Annotated in this window: 18 protein-coding genes and 3 tRNA genes; 16 read left to right on the top strand and 5 right to left on the bottom strand. The window is 65.0% G+C overall.

Annotated features, from left to right (window positions below; genetic code table 11):
- Positions 1-524: 524 nt before the first annotated feature.
- The 4 genes from B7G53_RS21535 to apaG form a co-directional block, all read right to left on the bottom strand.
- Entirely contained in the window at positions 525-1682 is a 1158-nt protein-coding gene (locus B7G53_RS21535) for a YbdK family carboxylate-amine ligase (RefSeq protein WP_255250121.1), read from the bottom strand.
- A complete protein-coding gene (locus tag B7G53_RS21530; RefSeq protein ID WP_096671563.1) occupies positions 1675-2931 on the bottom strand; it encodes a cation:proton antiporter in 1257 nt (418 codons plus the stop codon). The genes B7G53_RS21535 and B7G53_RS21530 overlap by 8 nt, the downstream gene beginning before the upstream one ends.
- A 291-nt stretch (positions 2932-3222) precedes the next feature.
- Complete coding sequence (locus B7G53_RS21525) at positions 3223-5229, bottom strand: site-specific recombinase (RefSeq protein WP_096671561.1); 2007 nt, start codon at positions 5227-5229, stop codon at positions 3223-3225.
- A 12-nt stretch (positions 5230-5241) separates the two neighbouring features.
- Positions 5242-5649: a Co2+/Mg2+ efflux protein ApaG gene (gene apaG / locus B7G53_RS21520; RefSeq protein ID WP_096671559.1), complete on the bottom strand. Its 408-nt coding sequence runs from the start codon at positions 5647-5649 to the stop codon at positions 5242-5244.
- A gap of 98 nt (positions 5650-5747) precedes the next feature.
- On the opposite strand from apaG, the gene rpe reads away from it, so the two are divergent.
- From rpe to gph, 5 genes are all read left to right on the top strand, one after another.
- Positions 5748-6443 (top strand): ribulose-phosphate 3-epimerase, encoded by a 696-nt coding sequence (gene rpe, locus B7G53_RS21515; RefSeq protein ID WP_096671567.1) that lies wholly within the window; start codon positions 5748-5750, stop codon positions 6441-6443.
- Positions 6444-6501: 58 nt separating this feature from the next.
- Positions 6502-8154: an adenylate/guanylate cyclase domain-containing protein gene (locus tag B7G53_RS21510; RefSeq protein ID WP_096671557.1), complete on the top strand. Its 1653-nt coding sequence runs from the start codon at positions 6502-6504 to the stop codon at positions 8152-8154.
- Between the two features lie 139 nt (positions 8155-8293).
- Entirely contained in the window at positions 8294-10816 is a 2523-nt protein-coding gene (locus tag B7G53_RS21505) for a PAS domain S-box protein (RefSeq protein ID WP_096671555.1), read from the top strand.
- 63 nt (positions 10817-10879) lie between these two features.
- Positions 10880-11578, top strand: coding sequence for a VIT1/CCC1 transporter family protein (locus B7G53_RS21500; protein WP_096671553.1), 699 nt, complete (start codon positions 10880-10882; stop codon positions 11576-11578).
- A gap of 6 nt (positions 11579-11584) precedes the next feature.
- Positions 11585-12349, top strand: a complete 765-nt coding sequence (gene gph, locus B7G53_RS21495; protein WP_096671551.1) for a phosphoglycolate phosphatase — start codon at positions 11585-11587, stop codon at positions 12347-12349.
- Between the two features lie 21 nt (positions 12350-12370).
- On the opposite strand, the gene B7G53_RS21490 is transcribed toward gph, so the two are convergent.
- Positions 12371-12958, bottom strand: a complete 588-nt coding sequence (locus B7G53_RS21490) for a chalcone isomerase family protein (RefSeq protein ID WP_096671549.1) — start codon at positions 12956-12958, stop codon at positions 12371-12373.
- Positions 12959-13416: 458 nt separating this feature from the next.
- Between B7G53_RS21490 and trpE the strand changes: the two genes are divergently transcribed.
- From trpE to B7G53_RS21435, 11 genes are all read left to right on the top strand, one after another.
- Positions 13417-14916, top strand: coding sequence for an anthranilate synthase component I (gene trpE / locus B7G53_RS21485; protein WP_096671565.1), 1500 nt, complete (start codon positions 13417-13419; stop codon positions 14914-14916).
- Between the two features lie 10 nt (positions 14917-14926).
- Positions 14927-15499 carry an aminodeoxychorismate/anthranilate synthase component II gene (locus tag B7G53_RS21480; protein WP_096671547.1) on the top strand — a complete coding sequence of 191 codons (573 nt, stop codon included), beginning with the start codon at positions 14927-14929 and terminating at the stop codon, positions 15497-15499.
- Between the two features lie 66 nt (positions 15500-15565).
- Positions 15566-16618, top strand: coding sequence for a low-specificity L-threonine aldolase (gene ltaE, locus B7G53_RS21475; RefSeq protein ID WP_096671545.1), 1053 nt, complete (start codon positions 15566-15568; stop codon positions 16616-16618).
- A gap of 2 nt (positions 16619-16620) precedes the next feature.
- Positions 16621-17271 (top strand): LysE family translocator, encoded by a 651-nt coding sequence (locus B7G53_RS21470; RefSeq protein ID WP_096671543.1) that lies wholly within the window; start codon positions 16621-16623, stop codon positions 17269-17271.
- 42 nt (positions 17272-17313) lie between these two features.
- The gene (gene trpD, locus B7G53_RS21465; protein ID WP_096671541.1) at positions 17314-18357 is read left to right on the top strand and encodes an anthranilate phosphoribosyltransferase; all 1044 of its coding nucleotides are present in this window, start codon (positions 17314-17316) and stop codon (positions 18355-18357) included.
- Positions 18358-18360: 3 nt separating this feature from the next.
- On the top strand, positions 18361-19161 hold the full coding sequence (gene trpC / locus B7G53_RS21460; RefSeq protein WP_096671539.1) for an indole-3-glycerol phosphate synthase TrpC: 801 nt from the start codon (positions 18361-18363) through the stop codon (positions 19159-19161).
- A 16-nt stretch (positions 19162-19177) separates the two neighbouring features.
- Positions 19178-19948, top strand: coding sequence for a uracil-DNA glycosylase (locus tag B7G53_RS21455; protein ID WP_096671537.1), 771 nt, complete (start codon positions 19178-19180; stop codon positions 19946-19948).
- 62 nt (positions 19949-20010) lie between these two features.
- Positions 20011-20096 (top strand) — tRNA-Tyr (locus tag B7G53_RS21450).
- An 82-nt stretch (positions 20097-20178) separates the two neighbouring features.
- Positions 20179-20252 (top strand) — tRNA-Gly (locus B7G53_RS21445).
- Between the two features lie 53 nt (positions 20253-20305).
- Positions 20306-20380: transfer RNA gene (locus B7G53_RS21440), tRNA-Thr, on the top strand.
- Between the two features lie 103 nt (positions 20381-20483).
- On the top strand, positions 20484-20628 hold a 145-nt coding region (locus B7G53_RS21435), incomplete at its 3' end, for a GTP-binding protein (protein ID WP_240523322.1).

Here is a 20628-nt window from a genome sequence, read left to right as displayed (position 1 = left end):
GGCGTGTTTGATGTCTATTTCGCACACCACCATTGCCTGGAAATTGACTTGAGACAGCCGGCTGTGGATTAATTCAAACCGTCAACCATGTCCCCGTACACCTGTCCACCATGTGTCCGGTCTATACACTTCGCCAAAGAAAAGTACCCGAAAGAAAGGCGACCCGATGGTCTGGGTCCCTCCGCTTCGCTGCGGGCAACCTGCGGTGCTCGCCAAAAGCGGGGTCTGGCTAAACTCGCCTGCGGCTCAAACAACGCCAGCCGATCCGCTTTTGCCTGCGCTCCTCGGCCCAGCCCGACGGGTGGGGGAATCGAATGCGGGTTCGGATGCGGGGAGTCCTGACGCGCGTAGCGCGTCAGGACGGCGTCAACAGACAGTCATGTTTGCACGCGAGCGCAGCACACGCGGCCAAATGAAGTCCCCCTCCATCGCCCAGCGGGGCGAGGGCAGGGGCTAGGGGTGGGAGTGGGGAGTTGCGCCTACTGTCCAAGGCAGACCGCAGGCGCAGCGTGATGCTGACAAGGTCAAACCGGCAATCCCCGGAATTTGAGCGCCGCCTGGCGAATCACTTCGGCCAGCAGGTTTTCCTTGGCCTGCAACTCGCGCAACCAGCGCGCGTCGTTGTTCGACAGCTCCACACTGCTGCGCAGCAGGTGGATGCCGCTGCTGGCGCCCAGGGGCCTGGCGTGCGCACCGATCTTGTCCATGGTCATCAGGATGTGGTCGCGCAGGGCCATGTGTTGGCCGGTGGCCGGGTCCACGTAGACCGCCTCCAGTCCGAAGCGGCAGGCCTGGAAGCGGTTGTAGGTGTAGACCAGGTAGTCGTCTTCGGTCGGCATGAAGGGCTGGTCGTTCATGAACCACGACGCGAGCGACTGCACGTAGCCGGACAGCGCGGCGGCGCGGCCTATGGTCAGCGGGGTGTCGAAGACGCGGATCTCGATGGTGCCGAACTCCGGCTTGGGCCGGATGTCCCAGTAAAAGTCCTTCATGCTCCGGACCACGCCGGTGCGTGTCATCTTCTCGAAGTAGACGGTGAACTCGTCCCAGGTCAGCGCCATCGGCGCGCGGCCGGACAGCGGAAAGGCAAACACCGAGTTCAGGCGCGCCGAATCAAAGGCCGTGTCCTGCCCCTGCACAAAGGGCGAGGAGGCCGACAGCGCGATGAAGTGCGGAATGTAGCGCGACATGCGGTGCAATGTCAGCAGCGCGGTGTCGGCATCGGGGCAGCCCACATGCACGTGCTGGCCGAAAATCGTGAACTGCTTGGACAGGTAGCCGTAGAGCTCGGACAGTTCGCGAAAACGCGGCTTGTCGTAGATGCGGCGCTCATGCCACTGCTGGAAGGGGTGGGTGCCGCCGCCGACCACGGCGATGTTGAGCTTGTCGGCACACTTGACCAGCGCGTCGCGGATCTGCGTGAGCTGGCCCAGCACCTCGGACGAGGACTGGCAGACGCCGGTGGAGACCTCGATCATGCTGGAGGTCATTTCGGGCACCACGCTGCCGGGCAGGGGGATCTTGTCCATCAGGCGCAGCATGTCTTCGGCGTACGGCGCGAGGTCGTAGTCATGGGTGTTGACGAGCTGCAGTTCCAGCTCGACGCCGAGCGACAGCGCCTCCGATTTCTGGAAGGGCTCCAGCCCGCCGGGTGCCAGTTGCGCAGGGGTGTGTTTACTCACGGAGCTCTCCGGTTGAGTTGGTCCAGGGTGTGTGCGTCCAGGGTTTGGAGCTTTCACGGGCGCGGTAGATGGCGAAAGTGGCGACGATGGCGCCCAGCACTTCCATCAGCAGGATGGCCGGCAGCGCAATGCTGGCAATGCGCGGTCCCAGCGAAGCCGACGAAGCCACAAACTGCGAAACGATCAGCAGCGCCACCGAGGACATCGGCGACATCGCGCAGCCGACCCACAGGGCCTGCTTCCAGCTGGCGCCGCTGCCCACATTGCCGAGCGCCACGCCGGTGATCTTGGCCAGGGCCCGCGCCACGACCAGCGCCGCCACCAGCCCGGCCACCTGGCCGCTCCAGTCGGCCTGCGCGGCCACCACGGAGACCAGCACGAACATCAGCATGGTCAGCATCGCCGAGGCGGTGCCCATCTGCCGCGGCCAGGACCAGGGCCGGGGGTTGAGCTGCTTGAGCATCATGCCGCCCAACAGTGCGGCCAGGGGCGCCGAGCCGCCGAAGTGGGCGGCCAGCGCGGCGCCCGTGGCGATCAAGGCCAGCAGCAGGATGGCGGTGTTCTCGCTGGTCGGGCTCATCACGCGCAGGGCCGACCGCAGCGCCAGCGCCAGGCCGGCACCGACGACGACCGAGAGGCCCAGCACCACCGCCACCGGGTAGAGGGTGTCGGTGAGGCTTTGGTCGGCGGTGTTCATCATGCCGGCGCGGGCGCTGCAAAGCGTCAGCGCATACAGCGTGCTCAGGGTCGACAGCACCATGGCACGCTCGGTGACTGGGCCGGAGGCGTGGGTGTCGATGATCACGCGCGACAGCACCGCCGGCGAAGCTGCCATGGCCAGCAGGGCCAGCGGCTCGGCGACCACGTCACGCACGCCGAAAAAGGTCAGCGCCCAGTAGACGGCGACAAAGGTCAGCGTCGATTCGGCCAGGCTTTGCACCAGCACCATGGGGTTGTGGCGGAACCAGCGCAGCGGAATGCGGCCACCCGCTTCAAACAGCACGACGGCCACGCCGAGTTCCAGCAGAAAAAGGCCGGTTCCCTGCAGCGGCCAGGCCGCACCGGTGAATCCGGCCAGACCGGCAAAGGCGCCAACCGCCGAATAACCCACCACCTTGGGAACGCCGGCGTAACGCTGCACCAGGTGCCCGGTCAGCGCGGCCAGCGCCAGCAGGATGGACCACTGAACCGTGGGAAGCCCCGCCGAGGGTTTGATCCATTCGGCCCAGATGGCCATGATTTCATTCATGGATGAGTGTCTCCGCTGATTGATTGAAATTCATGCAGCGCCGCGCAGGGGTGCGCGGGTGCTCGAGGGGGACAGGCCGCCGATGCGGCGACAAGCCCCGGGGCCTGCTGAGCTTCATTGTCGGGGCCGGTGGTCGCAGGCCGGGCAGATGCCCATGACCCATGGAAAAAAGGCAGCCCCAATTTACAACGCTTCACACTCTTTGCATGTAGGACAAGCACTCGCATGCGGCCATGGCGCGCTGCTGGCGTGACGGCTGTCAGGGTGCTGACAGCCAGCGCCTGTGGCTTGTCAGTCGGGCAGAAAAAAGCTGGCCGGCTTGCTGCGCCAGCGTGCCCAGATGGCAGAACGGATGCGGCGGCGGTCCACACCGCTGACGCTGTGGGCCCGCAGCGCCAGCCGGAAGGCGAAGTAAAAGCTCACCCCCAGGTTGAGTGCGCCGATCAGCGGGATGGCCGCCACACACCACCACAGCGCCGGCTGCCGCAACGCGTCCCAGCCGAGGGCGGCCGCGGCGGCCGCCAACTGGCCCGAGGACAAGGTGACGTGGCGCACTTCGAGTTCCAGACCGAAAAAGCCGGTCATGGGCGGAATCAGCCCCAGCATGAAACCCAGGGCGATGTTGGACGTGAAGCCGGAAATGTTGTCGCGCATGAAATGGGCCCAGCGCCGCGCCCGGGCAACACCCAGTGCCCGCGTGATGCGCGGGTTGTAGCGCATGGCTGACGCCAGGCGGTAGAGCACAAACCAGTTTTCCACCCAGCCGCCGATGATGCTGGCGACAAACAGCACCACGCCGGTGAAGGCGGCCCACAGCAGCGTGGGGCCGAGCAGGCTCAGGCTGTGCAGCACATGAGCGGCTTCTTTCGCGTCGATCATCGGCCGCCCCAGCCCGTACTGCATGGCGATGCTGATCAGCAGCACCACCGGCACCACCACCAGCACGTTGCCCAGCACGGCCGCCACCTGGGAGCGCACCAGGTGGGTGACTTCGTCGACAAACTCGCCGACCGCTTCGCCGGTGCGCAGGTCCTTGAGTTTGGCGGCCATGGCCGGTGCCGTCATGGCCGGCTGTTTGGTGGCCAGCGTGAAGTGCAGCAGCTGGATCAGCACAAAGCTGGCGGCATACACGATGCTGGCCAGGAAGCCGCTCCAGAAGGCCGACAGCGCCAGCCCCACCACCATGAACTTGAGCAGCGTGGTGACGGCCGTCAGTACGCCGCCGCCGGCCGCCTTGCCCAGCATGTCGGTGTAGGCGGCACGGTCGCGCGTGATGTAGTGTTCGCCGGTCTCGGCGCCGCGCTCGGCCACCTTGGCGGCCAGCAGGGTGGAGTTGCTGGCCACCAGCGCGCGTATGCTGCGCCGCTCTTCGGCCAGCAGCACCAGCCGGGCCAGCAGCTGCATGGCGCTGGTGGCGGGTTTGTCCGAAAGCAGGCAGTCGAGCAGCTCGCGAATGCGCAGGATGCGCTCGCGCAGCTGGCGCAGGCGAAACACCAGGCCGACCGAGATGCCGTGTTCGTCGAGGTGGGCGTAGACCGACGAGGCGGCGCTGCGGCAGGCCTCCAGCCGGCTCTTGAACTGGTCCAGCGCCAGGTGCAGTGCGCCGCTGTCAGGCCCGTGCAGCAGCAGCGCGGCGCGCAGCGCTTCAAGGTCGGCCAGCAGGCCGTGAAAAGGCCGGGCCAGCAGGCTCTGGGGACTCATGCGCAGGCGCAGTTCCGGCGAGAAGCCGGTGGCGCAGACCTGGCTGGTGCAGTAGGTCAGGGACTCCAGCAGCGTGACCTGCCAGTCCTGCAACAACGTGCTGGCGCCGGCGGCAGGGGGTTCGCCAACGTCTTCGTCGCCGGCCGGTGCGGCGGTGGGCGGTCCCAGCAGGGCGCCCAGCCGGCCCAGCGTGTCCTCGTCGAGCAGCTTGAGCCACTGCGCGTCGAACGGCACCGGGAACAGCAGCATGAACAGTTCGGTGGCATGCGTGGTCTCGGGCGTGCCCGGCAACAGCTTGTAGCGCAGCCGTTCGCCGAGCTCGCTCAGAAAGGCGGCACGCGGCGCAAAACCGAAATCGGAAAACAGCGGCGTGGCATCCACCGTTTCAACCAGGGTGAGCCACCATTGACGCAGCCGCTCCGGAAAACCCGGCCGGGCGTGCGCCGCGTCCAGGAACAGCTGGACCCGGGACAGCGCGGCCTGCGCATTGTTGGCGTCCCCGCGTATCCAGTCCAGCAGGTCGCTGAGCCAGAGGTGCCGCACGGCCAGCTCGGCGCGCGGCTCCAGCTGGTCCAGCAACTCGCTCAGTGTCCGCATGGCCAGAGGGACCTAATGCAGGACACGGGCGGCGCCGGCCTGGCCCGGGCCACCGGCCTCGCCCGCCTCGAGCACAAACATCGGAATGGCCGCCTCGAAACGTTCACCATCCTCGGCGACACAAAAGTAGCTGCCATGCATGGTGCCGGTCGGTGTGCGCAGGCGCGAGCCGCTGCTGTACTGGAAGGACTCGCCCGGTTTGAGCAAGGGCTGGTGGCCGACCACGCCCAGGCCCTTGACCTCCTCGGTGTGGCCGCGCGCGTCGCTGATGATCCAGTGGCGCGAGATCAGCTGCGCCGCGACTTCGCCGGTGTTGGTGATCGTGACGGTGTAGGCAAAGCCATACACCTCGTCATCGGGTGCAGATTGCTCGGGAAGGTAGTGCGGCTGGACGTCGCAGGAAAATTCGTATTTCGGCATGGGGTCCACAAGAGTGGCGCCCATGTTAACCGCCCTGTGCCGGGCAGGAAAATCCGGGGGAAATGGGCAGGGTGCGCGCTTGCTGCGACAATCCTGCCATGAGCCAAAACAAGCCACCGGTGTACCGGATTGCCCCTTCGATTTTGTCCGCCGATTTCGCGCGCCTGGGGGAGGAACTCCGGTCGGTCATCGAGGCCGGCGCCGACTGGATCCACTTTGACGTGATGGACAACCATTACGTGCCCAACCTGACCTTCGGGCCCATGATCTGCAGCGCCCTCAAGCCGCACGCCAAAAAGGCCGATGGCACCGCGGTGCCGATTGACGTGCATCTGATGGTGCAGCCGGTGGACAGCCTGGCCGCGGCCTTTGTCGATGCCGGCGCCGACCTGATCAGCTTCCACCCCGACGCTTCCGGCCATGTGCACCGCAGCGTGCAGGCCATCAAGTCCAAGGGCTGCAAGGCCGGGCTGGTGTTCAACCCGGCCGAGCCGCTGGATGTGCTGGACTGGGTCATCGACGACATCGACCTGATCCTGATCATGAGTGTCAACCCCGGTTTTGGCGGCCAGAGTTTCATTGACTCGGCGCTGCGCAAGATCGAGCAGGCGAGGAAGCGCATTGACGCCTCGGGCAAGGACATCCGTCTGGAGGTCGACGGCGGCATCAAGCTGGACAACATTGCGCAGGTGGCCGCGGCCGGCGCCGACACCTTTGTGGCGGGCAGTGCGATTTTCGGCAAGCCGGACTACCGGGCGGTGATCGCGGGCATGCGGGCAGCACTGGCGACATAAGCCGACAGATGCGGGTGAACCAGGGGCCGGACCCTGGCTTGAACAGAAGGGCCGGACCATGGGGACAGCAGGCAAACCAGAAGCGGGCGCGCTGAAGCAGACCGCAGGGGCGGATGCGGCGGCGCCGCTGCACAAGCATCGCATTCTGGTGATTGAGGACAGCGAGGACATCCGTTACCTGCTCACGGCCCTGTTGCAGGACAGCTACGAAGTGATGGCGGCTGCCGACGGCGAGGCCGGCCTGGACATGGCCCGGTCGGCCGGGCGGCCCGACATCATCCTGCTCGACGTGGTGATGCCGGACATGGACGGCTACGAGGTCCTGGCCCGGCTCGGCCGGGACCCGCGCACCGCCGATATCCCGGTGATTTTCCTGACGGCGCTGGGCAGTGAAGACGAAGAGCACCGGGGTCTGGACCTGGGCGCCACCGACTACGTCACCAAGCCCATCAGCCCGCCGGTGCTTCTGGCGCGCCTGAAGCTGCACCTGGAGCGCAGCGCCAACGCCAGGCGGCTGAAGGTGTTGTCCGAGCAGCTCTCGCGTTATCTGGCGCCGCAGGTCTACCAGTCGCTTTTCGACGGTTCGCGCCAGGCGGAAATCCGGACGCAGCGCAAAAAACTCACGGTGTTTTTTTCCGACATCAAGAACTTCACCGAGTCCACGGCGCAGTGGCAGCCCGAAGAGGTCACCCTGTTGCTCAACAGCTATTTCGCGGAGATGTCGCAGATTGCCGCCGAATACGGCGCCACGCTGGACAAATTCATCGGGGACGCCATCGTCATCTTTTTTGGCGATCCGCATACGCTGGGCGTTCGCGAGGATGCCGTCCAGTGCGTGCGGATGGCGATTGCCATGCAAAAACGCATGGAAGGACTGCGCGCCCGCTGGCGGGACATGGGCATCCACAGGAATTTCGAGATACGCATCGGCATCAACTCGGGGTTTTGCGACGTCGGCAACTTCGGCAGCAGCCTGCGCATGGAATACACCATCATCGGCCGCGAGGTCAACCTGGCGGCCCGGCTCGAGCAGGCCGCCGAGCCCGGCGAAATCCTGATTTCCAGCGAAACCCATGCCCTGGTGCAGGGCCAGGTCCAGGCCGACGCGCGCGACGCCATCCTGGCCAAGGGCTTTGCCCAGCCCATTCCCGTGTATGTGGTGCGCCCGGACGCCACGGGAATGCCTGGCGATCCGGCGGTCATCCGCTGCGACCGGCCGGGCCTGCATCTGGAAATCGATGCGGGCCGCCTGACGGCGGCGCAAAAGGCCGAGGCCGTGAGCGAGCTGCGCAAGGCGCTGGCCAGGCTGGAAGCGACGGCTGCTGGTGAAGCGCAGGCCGATGCCTGGCCCACCGCCATCGACGGGCTGGACCTGGCCCTCGGGCTGCGCCGGGCGATGGGCGTGAAAACGCTTTATTTTTCCATGCTGGGCCGTTTTCTGGAAGGGCGCAGGGACACGCCCGGTCGCCTGCGGGAGGCGCTGGACGCGGGCGACCTGAAAGAGGCGGAACTGCTGGTTCACTCCCTGCGCGGCCTGTCCGCGCAGATCGGTGCCACGCAGGTGCCGGCGCATGCCCAGGCGCTGGAGCAGGCCCTGCACGGGGAGCAGCCGCGCGCCGCGCTTGATGTGTTGCTACAGCGACTGGAAGCCTCGCTGGGAGAATTGACCGCGGCGCTGGAGGCCGGTTTGCCTGCGGCGACAACGCCATGACCGCGCGGCGGCGTCCGGCGGCAGGCAGGCAGGCAGGCGTGCAGGCGTGCAGAGCCCGCTGGTGTATCGTCCGTGCAGGCGGATCGGGGGAACCCCCCGGCACCGATTCCCGTACCCAGCCCCGCATGAGACCCCCGCCATGAAGCTGCCCTTTCGCACCAACATCACTCTTGCCCTGGGCCTGGGCCTGCTCCTGATGGCCCTGAGCACGGTCACCTCCTACCTGACCATCAATGCGCTGCTGGAGAGCGAGCAAAGCGAAGAAAAAGTCCAGGAGACGGTGGTCCTGCTGGAGCGGCTCGTTTCGCAGTTCAAGACCACAGAGTCCCTCCAGCGGCGTTACCTTCTGACCAACATCGACAAGGACCTGGCTTCCTACCGGCAGGCCAGGGCGGGCGTGCAGCAGGTGCTGCGGGGGGCCGGTGCCCTGCCGATGGCGGGCGAGAGCCTGGAGGACCTGCGCACCCTGCAGGGGTTGATCGGCCGTCGCCTGGATCTCATGGAGAGGGCGGTTAGCGTCCGGCAGCAGGCGGGGCTGGAGGCGGCGACCGCGATTGTCGGCAGCGACCTCAATCGCCAGCTGCACGAGGACATCGAGGAGCTGGCCGGCCGGACCAAAAGCGCACAGACGCTGACCCTGGAGCGTTCCGAGCAAAACGCCCGGCGGACAGCGCAGACGGTCCGGCTGTTGATCCTGCTGAGCGGCCTGCTCTCGCTCGGGCTGCTCGGCTGGACCATCCGGGCCGTGATCCGCGCGCAGGCGAGCAACCGCCGCATCCAGGCGGAGCTGGCCGACAGCGAAGCCATGAGCCGCGCCATCACCGAGAGCATGGCTGACGGCGTCATCACCGCGACCCCGGAGGGGCTGATTGCCAACGCCAACAGTGCGGCCCGGCACTTGTTTGGCTATCGGCTCAAGGACTTGCTGGAGCAGCCGGTGGCCATGCTTTTGCCGGCGCGTTGGCAGCCGGGTTTTTCCGCTTTTTTTGCCACCCTGGGCGACCGTCCGCCAGGTTTCAGGGAGTCCGATACCGAGGTCCTGGCCGTGCGCCGCGATGGCAGCGAGTTTCCCGTCAATGTGTCCTTCGGCGACGTCAATGTGCGCGGGCGGCGGCTTTTCACGGCCATCATCCGCGACATTTCCGAACGCAAGCGCATTGCTGATGCCCTGCACGACAGCGAGGAGCAGTTGCGCCAGCTGACCGACAATGTCCCGGCCCTGATGGCCTATGTGGACGCCGACCAGCGCTTCCAGTTCCACAACAAGGCCTATGAAGAGGCTTTTGGTTTGCCGCGGGAAAAAATCCACGGCAAGACGCTGCTTGAAATCGCTGGCCCCGAGTTTTACAGCCGGATAAGCGGCCATGTGCGGGAAGCGCTGTCCGGTTATTCGGTGCGTTACGAGCGGGAGCAGCTCACCGCCAGCGGCGAGCGACGCGAATACGTGATGAGTTACTTCCCGCGCTACGGTGAAGGCGATGCGCAGGACAAGGTCATCGGATTTTTCACGCTCGGCACCGACGTCACCGAGCTCAAGCGCATCGACCGCATGAAGAGCGAGTTTGTCTCCACGGTCAGCCATGAACTGCGCACGCCCCTGACCTCGATACGCGGCTCGCTGGGGCTGGTCTCTGGCGGTGTGGCCGGTGCGCTGCCGGAGCGGGCCAAAGGCCTCGTGGAAATCGCCAAAAACAACTGTGAGCGGCTGATCCGCCTGATCAACGACATCCTCGACAGTGAAAAAATCGAGTCCGGCAAGATGCAGTTCGAGTTGCAGTCGCTGGAACTGCTGCCCCTGCTGCAGCAGACGCTGGCGGACAACGAAGGTTTTGCCGCGCAGCACCAGGTCAAGCTGATCCTGCATGCGCCCAGGCAGCCCCTGAAGGTCCAGGTGGACAGCGACCGCCTGCTCCAGGTGATGACCAACCTGCTGTCCAACGCCATCAAGTTTTCTCCCGCGCAAGGCACGGTGCTGGTGCTGCTGGGCCGGCACGCCGGCCGCGTGCGCGTCGAGGTCAGTGACAACGGACCGGGGATTCCCGAAGAATTTCGCCAGCGCATTTTCCAGAAGTTTTCGCAGGCCGACTCGTCCGACACGCGCCAGAAGGGCGGGACCGGCCTCGGCCTGGCGATTTCGAAAGCGATCATTGAGCGGATGGAGGGAAGCCTCGGCTTCACCTCCAAGGTCGATGTGGGAAGCACCTTCTTTTTCGAGCTGCCGGAGTGGCGCGAGGCGCCTCCGGTCACGGCGCCCATGAGTCTTTACGGGCTGAACCGGCCGCGCATCCTGGTCTGTGAAGACGACCCGGATGTGGCCCAGCTGATAGGCATGATGCTGGACAAGGCCGGCTTCGATGCCGACATCGCCCACACGGCGGCGCAGGCCCGCGACTACCTCAGGATGGAGTCCTACGCCGCCATGACCGTGGACATCCAGCTCCCCTACGAAAACGGGCTGGAACTGATCCGCTCCCTGCGCCAGGACAAACGCACGACAGATATGCCGGTTCTCGTTTTATCGGTGACGGCGGCGGAAGCCCGCTTGTACGCCGGCGCCACGGTGGCGGTGTCCGACTGGCTTGAAAAGCCGATCGACGAGCAGCGTTTGCTCAGCAGCCTGCGGCATGCCATCGACAGCCGGCGTGCCCATGGCAAGCGCTAAGCCGGCGGGGTCCCCGGCGGCGTTTTCCCTTGCTCCATCCACCCTCCACCCTCCACCTCGATCATGAAGTTCTCGCGCCATACTGAACGTCACCGTACCGACCGCATCGGCTGGCTGCGCGCGGCTGTGCTGGGGGCCAACGACGGCATTGTGTCCACCGCCAGCCTGGTGGTCGGTGTCGCCGCCGCGCAGTCAAGCCAGGGCAGCATTCTCGTGGCGGGTGTTGCCGGGCTGGTGGCCGGGGCGATGTCGATGGCCGCGGGGGAGTATGTCTCGGTCCACTCGCAGGCGGACACCGAAAAAGCCGATCTTGAGCGTGAACGTGCCGAGCTTGCGCACGACCCCGCCGCTGAACAGCGTGAGTTGACCGGCATTTATGTCGCAAGGGGACTGACGCCCGAGCTGGCGCGGCAGGTGGCGGTCGCGTTGACGGCGCACGACGCGCTGGGCGCTCATGCCCGGGACGAACTCGGCATTTCGGAGGCGCTCAGTGCGCGGCCGGTGCAGGCCGCACTGGCCTCGGCGGCGAGTTTTGCGGTCGGCGCGGCGCTGCCGCTCGCTGTCACCGCCTGGGCGCCCGTGCAAGGCCTCATCGCCTGGGTTGGCGCAAGCTCACTGATTTTTCTCGCCCTCCTGGGTGTTGTGGCCGCCCGCGCCGGAGGCGCCGGCGTGCTGGCCAGTGCAGGGCGTGTGACCTTCTGGGGCGCGCTCGCGATGGCGATCACGGCAAGCGTTGGCGCCTTGTTCGGCGCGGTGGGTTGAGGCCTCATGGAAGGAAACCCCCTGTCCCGCAAGCACGGCCTGTTCGATGCGGCGATCGTTGACCTCGACGGCACCCTGGTCGACACCCTTGGTGATTTTGTGGTCGCCCTGAACCGGATGCTGGCCGATCTGTCGCTGTCGCCAGTCGACCGATCCGTGGTCGGGACGCGGGTGGGCAAGGGCTCGGAGCATTTGATCAGCGCTGTCCTGGATCATGTGCTGAATAGGCCGGCAGCCTTTGCAGAACGGGCGCCAACAGCTATCAATAAGGAAGCAGCCGCCGTCCAGCTGTTCCCGGCGGCCTGGAGCAGCTACCAGCGCCACTACCTGGCCATCAACGGCCAGCATGCCCGCGTCTACCCGGGCGTGCTGGAGGGTTTGCAGCTGCTGCAGGGCCAGGGCCTGAAACTGGCTTGCCTGACCAACAAGCCAACCGCGTTTGCCCTGCCCCTGCTCAAGGCCAAGGGCCTGGACGGTTTTTTCAGCCTGGTGTTCGGCGGCGATTCGTTCGAGCGGAAAAAACCCGACCCTCTGCCGCTGGTCAAAACCTGCGAGGCACTGGGAAGCGCGCCGGCGCGAACGCTGATGATCGGTGACTCCAGCAACGATGCCCAGGCGGCGCGGGCCGCGGGTTGTCCGGTGTTGCTGGTGACCTACGGCTACAACCATGGCCAGCCCGTGCGCGGTGTGGACGCCGATGGTTTTGTCGACACGCTTGCGGCAATGGACCTGGCCGCCCTGAAAACAGAAACGGGGCTTGCGCCCCGTTAAACATCACAGCCGGCGCTGGGTTCAGGCGGGTCTGCCCAGCAGGGCGTCCTTGAGTTTCCAGTCGGCGGGCACGGGACCGAGCCAGATCCGCATCAACGCGTTGAAAAATTCCGGCTCCTTGAAGGGCTCGCCTTGCGGAACCCCCTTGACGGTGATCACCGTGCCGGTGCCGGGCACCCAGTCGATCATGAAGACGTCGCCGGCGAGCAGTTTCTTCTGGTCCGAGAAAATCTGCCCCATCTTGATCAGGCCCGGGATCAGCTTCGACATTTCAGCTTTGGGCGCGTTGTCCTGCACGCCGCGCGTGAAGAGCTTGCCGAGTTCGTTGGAATCAATCTCGCGCAGCATGGTGATCTGCAGTCGCTTGGCGCCGGGCGCGGCCAGCACCTCCTCCGGGGTGGCGGCTTTTTTGCCGAGGTACAGGCCGGCGGTGTACACCTTGAAGACGGCCTTGAAGCGCACGCCGGCGCCATTGAGCACCAGCTTGCTGCCGCGCATGTCGATCTGGTCATCCAGTTTGACACCGCCCACCTCCACGGTGGCCGCTGCGGCGCTGCATGCCAACAAAAGCGATACGGCGCCCGCCAGGCATGGTTTCATCCAGGTCATAAAAGGTCTCCCAAAAAAAAGAACGGTCGTTCGTTAATGGGTGTATTTTGGTCCGGCCCCTGACCCGCCACAAGAGGGTTTGCGAGATAAGCGTTACTACTAGTTACATTCTTTCGAGGCTACGGGGGCGCCTGATTTTTTGGCCCCCGCTGAACTTCGCTCTCTTGCGTTTGTGGGAGTGGCTGGGCGGATCTCTTTCTGTCCGTCTGGCTTTGCTACACTCGGCCTTCCATGTTCATTCATCGCATCATTCAGACAGGTAGCAGCTACCGGGGAGCCTGGCCCTGGCGGGCCTGACAGCTCTCGCATGCTGAGGCCGGCCCGCCTCGCGGCCATGCAAGCCTGTTTTGATGCGCTCTTGCCCTCCTGCAACGAGCATCCTTGCCCCGGCTGTCGGGGCGTACTGAATGAGGGTGGCCACGCCGGCGCGCGTGGGTCCACCGGTGAAGGAACTTGCCGTGATCACTGAACTTGAATTCAAAAGCCTTGCGCAGCAGGGCTACAACCGCATTCCGCTGATGGCGGAGGCGTTTGCCGACCTCGAAACCCCGCTGTCCCTGTACCTCAAGCTGGCGCATTCCAGGGACGGCGGCAAATTCAGCTTTCTGCTCGAATCGGTCGTCGGCGGCGAGCGTTTCGGCCGCTACAGCTTCATCGGCCTGCCGGCCCGCACCCTGGTGCGCGCCAGCGGTTTTGGCGCCGACGTGCTGACGGAGGTCGTGCGCGACGGCCAGGTCATCGAAACCTCCAAGGCCAACCCGCTTGATTTCATCAGCGACTACCAGAAACGTTTCAAGGTCGCGCTGCGGCCCGGCCTGCCGCGTTTTTGCGGCGGCCTGGCCGGCTACTTCGGCTACGACACCGTGCGCTACATCGAGAAAAAACTCGAAGCCTCCTGCCCGCCGGACACCCTGGGCTGCCCCGACATCCTGCTGCTGCAGTGCGAAGAGCTGGCGGTGATCGACAACCTGTCGGGCAAGCTCTACCTGATCGTTTACGCCGACCCGGCCCTGCCGGAAGCCTATGCGAACGCCAAGAAGCGCGTGCGCGAACTGAAAGAGCAACTCAAGTACTCGGTCAGCGCGCCGGTGGTCAAGCCGAGCCAGGGATACCCGGCCGAACGTGACTTTGCCAAGGCCGACTACCTGGCCGCCGTCGAACGCGCCAAGCGGCTGATCGAGGCCGGCGATTTCATGCAGGTGCAGGTCGGCCAGCGCATCAAGAAGCGCTATACCGAGTCGCCGCTGTCGCTGTACCGGGCGCTGCGTTCGCTCAACCCCAGCCCCTACATGTATTACTACCACTTCGGGGATTTCCATGTGGTCGGGGCCTCGCCGGAAATCCTGGTGCGGCAGGAAAAGACCGAAGAGGGCCAGAAAATCACCATCCGTCCGCTGGCCGGCACACGTCCGCGCGCCTCGTCGCCCGAGGCCGACAAGGCCGTCGAGCAGGAACTGATCAACGACCCGAAAGAGCGTGCCGAACACGTGATGCTGATTGACCTGGCGCGCAACGACATCGGCCGCATCGCCAAGACCGGCACGGTCAAGGTGACCGAGGCGTTTTCGGTGGAGCGTTACAGCCACGTCATGCACATCGTCAGCAATGTCGAGGGGGTGTTGCTCGACGGCATGACCAGCATGGACGTGCTCAAGGCGACTTTTCCGGCCGGCACGCTGACCGGCGCGCCCAAGGTGCATGCGATGGAGCTGATCGACCAGCTCGAACCCACCAAACGCGGCCTGTACGGTGGCGCCTGCGGCTACCTCAGTTATGCCGGCGACATGGACGTGGCGATTGCCATCCGCACCGGCGTCATCAAGGACCAGATGCTGTATGTGCAGGCGGCGGCGGGGGTGGTGGCCGATTCGGTGGCCGAGCTCGAATGGAAAGAGACCGAGGCCAAGGCGCGCGCCTTGCTGCGCGCTTCCGAGCTGGTCGAAGAAGGCCTGGAATAAGGAGCGGATCATGAAACTCTTGATGATCGACAACTACGACTCCTTCACCTACAACATCGTCCAGTATTTCGGCGAGCTCGGTGCCGAGGTGGAAGTGTTCCGCAACGACGAGATCACGCTGGAAGGCATTGCCGAACGCGCGCCGGACCGGCTGGTGATTTCCCCCGGCCCGTGTTCGCCGGCGGAGGCCGGCATTTCGGTGGCGGCCATCCAGCACTTTGCCGGCAAGCTGCCGATCCTGGGCGTCTGCCTGGGCCACCAGGCGGTGGGCGCGGCCTTTGGCGGCAAGATCGTGCGCGCACAGCAGCTGATGCACGGCAAGACCAGCGTGATCACCACCACGCAGCAAGGTGTGTTTGCCGGTTTGCCGGCGCAGTTCACCGTGAACCGCTACCACTCGCTGGCGATCGACAAGGCGTCCTGCCCCGAGGCGCTGGCCATCACCGCCTGGACCGACGACGGCGAAATCATGGGGGTGCGCCACAAGGAACTCGCCATCCAGGGTGTGCAGTTCCACCCCGAATCGATACTGACCGAACATGGCCATGCGATGCTGAAAAACTTCCTCGAGCAGCGCGTCTAGTCGCGGCTCTGTTTGCTATAAAAAGCATAGCTGTTTGCGCATATTCCATAAGGGCCGGTGCCACAAATGACCACAAAAGTTGACCTGAGAAGCGACACCGTGACGCAGCCCACCGAAGGCATGCGTGCCGCGATGGCCCGCGCGCCGTTGGGGGACGATGTGTTCGGCGACGACCCGAGCGTGAATGCGCTGCAGGACAAGATCGCGGCGATGCTGGGCTTCGAGGCGGCGCTGTTTGTGCCCACCGGCACCCAGAGCAACCTGTGCGCCATCCTGGCCCACTGCCAGCGTGGCGACGAATACATCGTCGGGCAGATGGCGCACTGCTATCGCTGGGAAGGCGGCGGCGCAGCGGTGTTTGGCAGCGTGCAGCCGCAGCCCCTGAATCACCAGCCCGACGGCAGCTTGGCCCTGGCGGACGTCGAGGCGGCCATCAAGCCCGATGACGCGCACTTTGCGCGCACCCGGCTGTTGGCGCTGGAGAACACGCTGGGCGGCAAGCTGCTGCCTTTCGAGTATGTGCAGCAGGCGGCCGCGCTGGCGCAAAAACACGGACTCAGCCGTCACCTGGACGGTGCACGGCTGTTCAATGCCGCCGTTGCGCAGGCCGCCCAAACGGGCAGCACCCCACTGGCCGAGGCGCGGCGCATTGCGCAATGTTTTGACAGCGTTTCGGTGTGTTTCAGCAAAGGCCTGGGTGCCCCGGTGGGGTCCGCCTTGTGCGGCTCGCGCGAATTCATCGCCCGGGCGCATCGCATCCGCAAGATGGCGGGCGGCGGCATGCGCCAGGCTGGCATGCTGGCGGCCGCGGCCTCGCATGCGCTGGACCACCATGTGGGGCGGCTGGCCCAGGACCATGCGCTGGCCCAACATCTGGCCGACGGGCTGGCGGGTATTGAAGGCCTGCAGGTGGAGGTGCCGCAGACCAACATGGTGTTTGTGGATTTGACGGGGGCGGCCAGGGAACAGTCTGCGGCCTTGCTCAAGCACCTGGCGGGGCAGGGTGTCCAGGCCACCGGCCTTTACCGCCTGCGCTTTGTCACCCACCTGGACGTGGACACCGCCGGTGTGGACCTCGCTGTGGCGGCGATTCGCCAATTTTTCAACGCAAGGACGTGAGCATGCCGGATGTTCAACACCTGTTGCTTTTCATCGCGGCCGGCTGGCTGCTCAACCTGACGCCGGGCCCTGACGTGCTGTACATCGTGACAAACTCCCTGCGCTCGGGCGCGCGCGCCGGCATGGTGGCGGGCCTGGGCATCACGGCCGGTTGTTTTGTCCACATCTTCGCGGCCGCGGTCGGCGTCAGCGCACTGCTGGCCGCCTCGGCCACGGCCTTCACGGTTCTCAAATGGATGGGCGCAGCCTACCTGCTGTGGACAGGCATCAACATCCTGTTTTCCAGGCGCCCGCCAGTCGCCACCGACCTGATGGCCGCGGCCGCCAGCGAACCGCAACGCCCGCTGAAGGCGGTGTTCATCGGTGGTTTCTGGACCAATGTGCTCAATCCCAAGGTGGCGATCTTTTTCCTCGCGTTTGTGCCGCAGTTCATCGCGCCTGACGCCGCCAGCCCCGCGCTGGCTTTTGCGATGCTGGGCGTGCTGTTCAATCTCAACGCCATCCCTGTCAACGTGGGTTGGGCGCTGGTTGCCGCGTGGCTGGCCAGGCGCGATGCGGTGCGGCGCGGCATGCACTGGCTGGACCGCGCCGCCGGCGTGATGTTCATCGGGTTTGGCATCAAGCTGGCCCTGGCCGACCATCCGGCGAACTGATCCAGATATTCTTCAGTCAAGAACCCAGAAACGAGACACCTCATGCCCCACACCCACAAAATCACCCCGCAGGAAGCCCTGCAGCGCACCATCGAACACCGCGAAATCTTCCATGACGAGATGCTGCACGTCATGCGAATGATCATGAGCGGAGAGATGTCGCCGGTCATGATGGCCGCGCTGATCACCGGCTTGCGCGTGAAAAAGGAAACCATCGGCGAAATCACCGCGGCGGCCCAGGTGATGCGCGAGTTTTCCACCAAGGTCCATGTGGCCGACAAGACACACCTGGTCGACATCGTCGGCACCGGCGGCGACGGCTCGCACACTTTCAACATCTCGACCTGCTCGATGTTTGTGGCCGCCGCGGCCGGCGCCAAGGTCAGCAAACATGGCGGGCGCAGCGTCAGCAGCAAGTCCGGCAGCGCCGACGTGCTCGAAGCCCTGGGCATCAACATCAACCTGCCCCCTGACGCGATTGCCAAATGCATCGCGCAGGTCGGTGTTGGTTTCATGTTTGCGCCGAATCACCATCCGGCGATGAAAAACGTCGCCCCGGTGCGCAAGGAACTCGGCGTGCGCACCATCTTCAACATCCTCGGGCCGCTGACGAATCCGGCCGATGCGCCCAATATCCTGATGGGCGTGTTCCACCCCGACCTGGTCGGCATCCAGATACGCGCGCTGCAGCGCCTGGGCGCCGAACATGCGCTGGTGGTCTACGGCAAGGACGGCATGGACGAGGTGTCACTGGGTGCGGCCACCGTGGTCGGCGAGCTCAAGGGCGGCGAAATCACCGAGTACGAAATCCATCCCGAGGACTTCGGCCTGGCCATGGCCAGCAACCGCGCGCTGCGCGTGGAAACACCGGAGCAGTCGATGGCGATGCTCAGGAACGTGCTCGACGACGAGCCCGGCGCGGCGCGCGACATCGTCATCCTCAACGCCGGCGCCGCCCTGTATGCGGCCAATGTGGCCGAATCCATGCTGGCCGGCATCGCGCTGGCCCGCAAGGCCATCACCTCCGGCGCTGCCAAAGGCAAGCTGGAGCAGCTTGTTTCCACCACCCAAGCCCTGGCGACCTGAACCATGTCCGATATCCTGAACAAGATTGTGGCCGTCAAGCGCGAAGAAGTCGCCGCGGCGGTCAAGCGCAAACCCCTGGCCGCGATGCGTTTTGACGCCGAGTCGCGCGTGCTGACGCGTGACTTTGCCGGTGCCCTGCGCGCCAAAATCAGCGCCGGCAAGCCCGCGGTGATTGCCGAAATCAAGAAAGCAAGCCCCTCCAAGGGGGTGCTGCGGGCCGACTTCATTCCCGCCGACATTGCGCAAAGTTATGCTGAGCATGGTGCGGCGTGTTTGTCGGTGCTCACTGACAAGGATTTTTTCCAGGGCAGCATCGATTATCTGAAACAGGCGCGCGCCTCCTGTAGCCTGCCGGTGCTGCGCAAGGACTTCATTGTCGATCCCTACCAGGTCTACGAATCGCGCGTCATGGGCGCCGACTGCATCCTGCTGATTGCCGCCTGCCTGGACGACGCGCAGATGAAGGCGCTGGAGGCGCTGGCCTTTTCGCTGGACATGGCGGTGCTGGTGGAGGTGCACGACCGCGCCGAGCTGCAGCGCGCGCTCCAGCTCAAGACGCCGCTGCTGGGCATCAACAACCGCAACCTGCAGACCTTCGAGGTGTCGCTGGACACCACGCTGGGCCTGCTCAAGGACGTGCCGACCGACCGCCTGCTGGTCACCGAGTCGGGGATTTCGACCCCGGCCGACGTGGCGCGCCTGCGCGAGGCCAAAGTCAACGCTTTCCTGGTTGGCGAGGCCTTCATGCGCGCCGACGACCCCGGTGTTGCGCTGGCCGGCCTGTTTCCGGATGCTACTGATTAAATAGCCGCACACGCCCATGTCACAAGGACTGCAGGCCGATTTGGCCTTTGAAGCTCGGCCCAGGCCGTTGCCGGAGGGCGCCGGCCACGGCCGGCACCTGACGCGCTGGAATCCGGCCGACTGGCCGCTGGCGGCCGATTGGGTGCCGGTGGTGGGGCATTTCCTCGCCAGCCAAACCGGCCAGCAACTGGGGGCGTTTATCGAGCAGCGGCTCGCGCAAGGGGCCATCATCTACCCGCCGCAGCCGTTTCACGCCCTGGCGCTGACCTCGCTGGCCGCTGTCGAGGTCGTGATCCTGGGCCAGGACCCCTACCATGGCCCGGGGCAGGCGCAGGGGCTGGCTTTTTCGGTCCCCGACGGCGTGAAGCCGCCGCCCAGCCTGCGCAACATGTTAAAGGAGCTGGCGCGCGACCCGGCGGTGACGCCGGAAGCACACAGCGGCGGTTCGCTGGAACGCTGGGCCAGCCAGGGGGTGTTGCTGCTCAACACCAGCCTGACGGTGGAAGAAGGCCAGGCCGCCAGCCATGCCAAACAGGGCTGGGAAGTGCTGACCGACCAGCTGATCGCCGCGGTGGCGGCCAAACCCGAGCCGGTGGTGTTCATGCTCTGGGGCGCCCATGCGCAGACCAAACAGGCGCTGATTCCTGCCCGGCACCTGGTGCTGACGGCCAACCACCCCTCGCCCCTGTCGGCGCTGCGCCCCCCCAAACCCTTCATTGGCTGCGGGCATTTCAGCGCCGCCAATGACTTTTTGCGCAGCCATGGCCGCCGGCCGGTGAGGTGGTAAGCACTTGTTGTTCAGGATTGCTGGATGTCAAATTTCCATGGCATAATCTGAGGTTCGCCAAAGGAGAGGTGGCCGAGTGGTTAATGGCAGCAGACTGTAAATCTGCCCTCTAACGAGTACGCTGGTTCGAATCCAGCCCTCTCCACCAGCGATGAATTGATAGGCAGGCTTGGCCTGGATGGTTGGTATGCCGTGTTTCGGGGTTGTCTTGAAGTGAAAAGGCGGTCGATGCGGGAGTAGTTCAATGGTAGAACCCTAGCCTTCCAAGCTAATGACGCGGGTTCGATTCCCGTCTCCCGCTCCATCACAACACGCGCTGGTTTTGTATTTGGCAGGTAAGCAGAGTTTTTGAATTTGGCCCATTTGGCTCAGTGGCAGAGCACTCCCTTGGTAAGGGAGAGGTCCCGGGTCCGATTCCCGGAATGGGCACCATTTCATGGGTGCATGGTCGGCACAGTGTGCCGGCATGGCTGGTGGGGTGGCAGAGGTGTGACAAATTTCGTAAGTAAATCCTTAAGGTATTTGGAGTCGAAAAATGGCAAAAGGCAAATTTGAGCGGACCAAACCGCACGTCAACGTCGGCACGATTGGGCACGTTGACCATGGCAAGACCACCCTGACGGCAGCGATCACGACCGTGCTCGCAGCCAAGTTCGGCGGCGAAGCCAAAGGTTACGACC

The sequence above is a fragment of the Polaromonas sp. AET17H-212 genome, from assembly GCF_002379085.1.
GTDB lineage: Bacteria > Pseudomonadota > Gammaproteobacteria > Burkholderiales > Burkholderiaceae_C > Polaromonas.
Note: the sequence above shows the minus strand (reverse complement) of the source record. Positions and strands in the feature narration are given on the sequence as shown.

Bases quoted from the DNA above. Each gene is read 5' to 3' on its own strand.
- B7G53_RS21530 (WP_096671563.1), bottom strand. From the start codon at position 2,931: ATGAATGAAATCATGGCCATCTGGGCCGAATGGATCAAACCCTCGGCG.
- B7G53_RS21525 (WP_096671561.1), bottom strand. From the start codon at position 5,229: ATGCGGACACTGAGCGAGTTGCTGGACCAGCTGGAGCCGCGCGCCGAG.
- apaG (WP_096671559.1), bottom strand. From the start codon at position 5,649: ATGCCGAAATACGAATTTTCCTGCGACGTCCAGCCGCACTACCTTCCC.
- rpe (WP_096671567.1), top strand. From the start codon at position 5,748: ATGAGCCAAAACAAGCCACCGGTGTACCGGATTGCCCCTTCGATTTTG.
- B7G53_RS21510 (WP_096671557.1), top strand. From the start codon at position 6,502: ATGGGGACAGCAGGCAAACCAGAAGCGGGCGCGCTGAAGCAGACCGCA.
- B7G53_RS21505 (WP_096671555.1), top strand. From the start codon at position 8,294: ATGAAGCTGCCCTTTCGCACCAACATCACTCTTGCCCTGGGCCTGGGC.
- B7G53_RS21500 (WP_096671553.1), top strand. From the start codon at position 10,880: ATGAAGTTCTCGCGCCATACTGAACGTCACCGTACCGACCGCATCGGC.
- gph (WP_096671551.1), top strand. From the start codon at position 11,585: ATGGAAGGAAACCCCCTGTCCCGCAAGCACGGCCTGTTCGATGCGGCG.
- B7G53_RS21490 (WP_096671549.1), bottom strand. From the start codon at position 12,958: ATGACCTGGATGAAACCATGCCTGGCGGGCGCCGTATCGCTTTTGTTG.
- B7G53_RS21480 (WP_096671547.1), top strand. From the start codon at position 14,927: ATGAAACTCTTGATGATCGACAACTACGACTCCTTCACCTACAACATC.
- ltaE (WP_096671545.1), top strand. From the start codon at position 15,566: ATGACCACAAAAGTTGACCTGAGAAGCGACACCGTGACGCAGCCCACC.
- B7G53_RS21470 (WP_096671543.1), top strand. From the start codon at position 16,621: ATGCCGGATGTTCAACACCTGTTGCTTTTCATCGCGGCCGGCTGGCTG.
- trpD (WP_096671541.1), top strand. From the start codon at position 17,314: ATGCCCCACACCCACAAAATCACCCCGCAGGAAGCCCTGCAGCGCACC.
- trpC (WP_096671539.1), top strand. From the start codon at position 18,361: ATGTCCGATATCCTGAACAAGATTGTGGCCGTCAAGCGCGAAGAAGTC.
- B7G53_RS21455 (WP_096671537.1), top strand. From the start codon at position 19,178: ATGTCACAAGGACTGCAGGCCGATTTGGCCTTTGAAGCTCGGCCCAGG.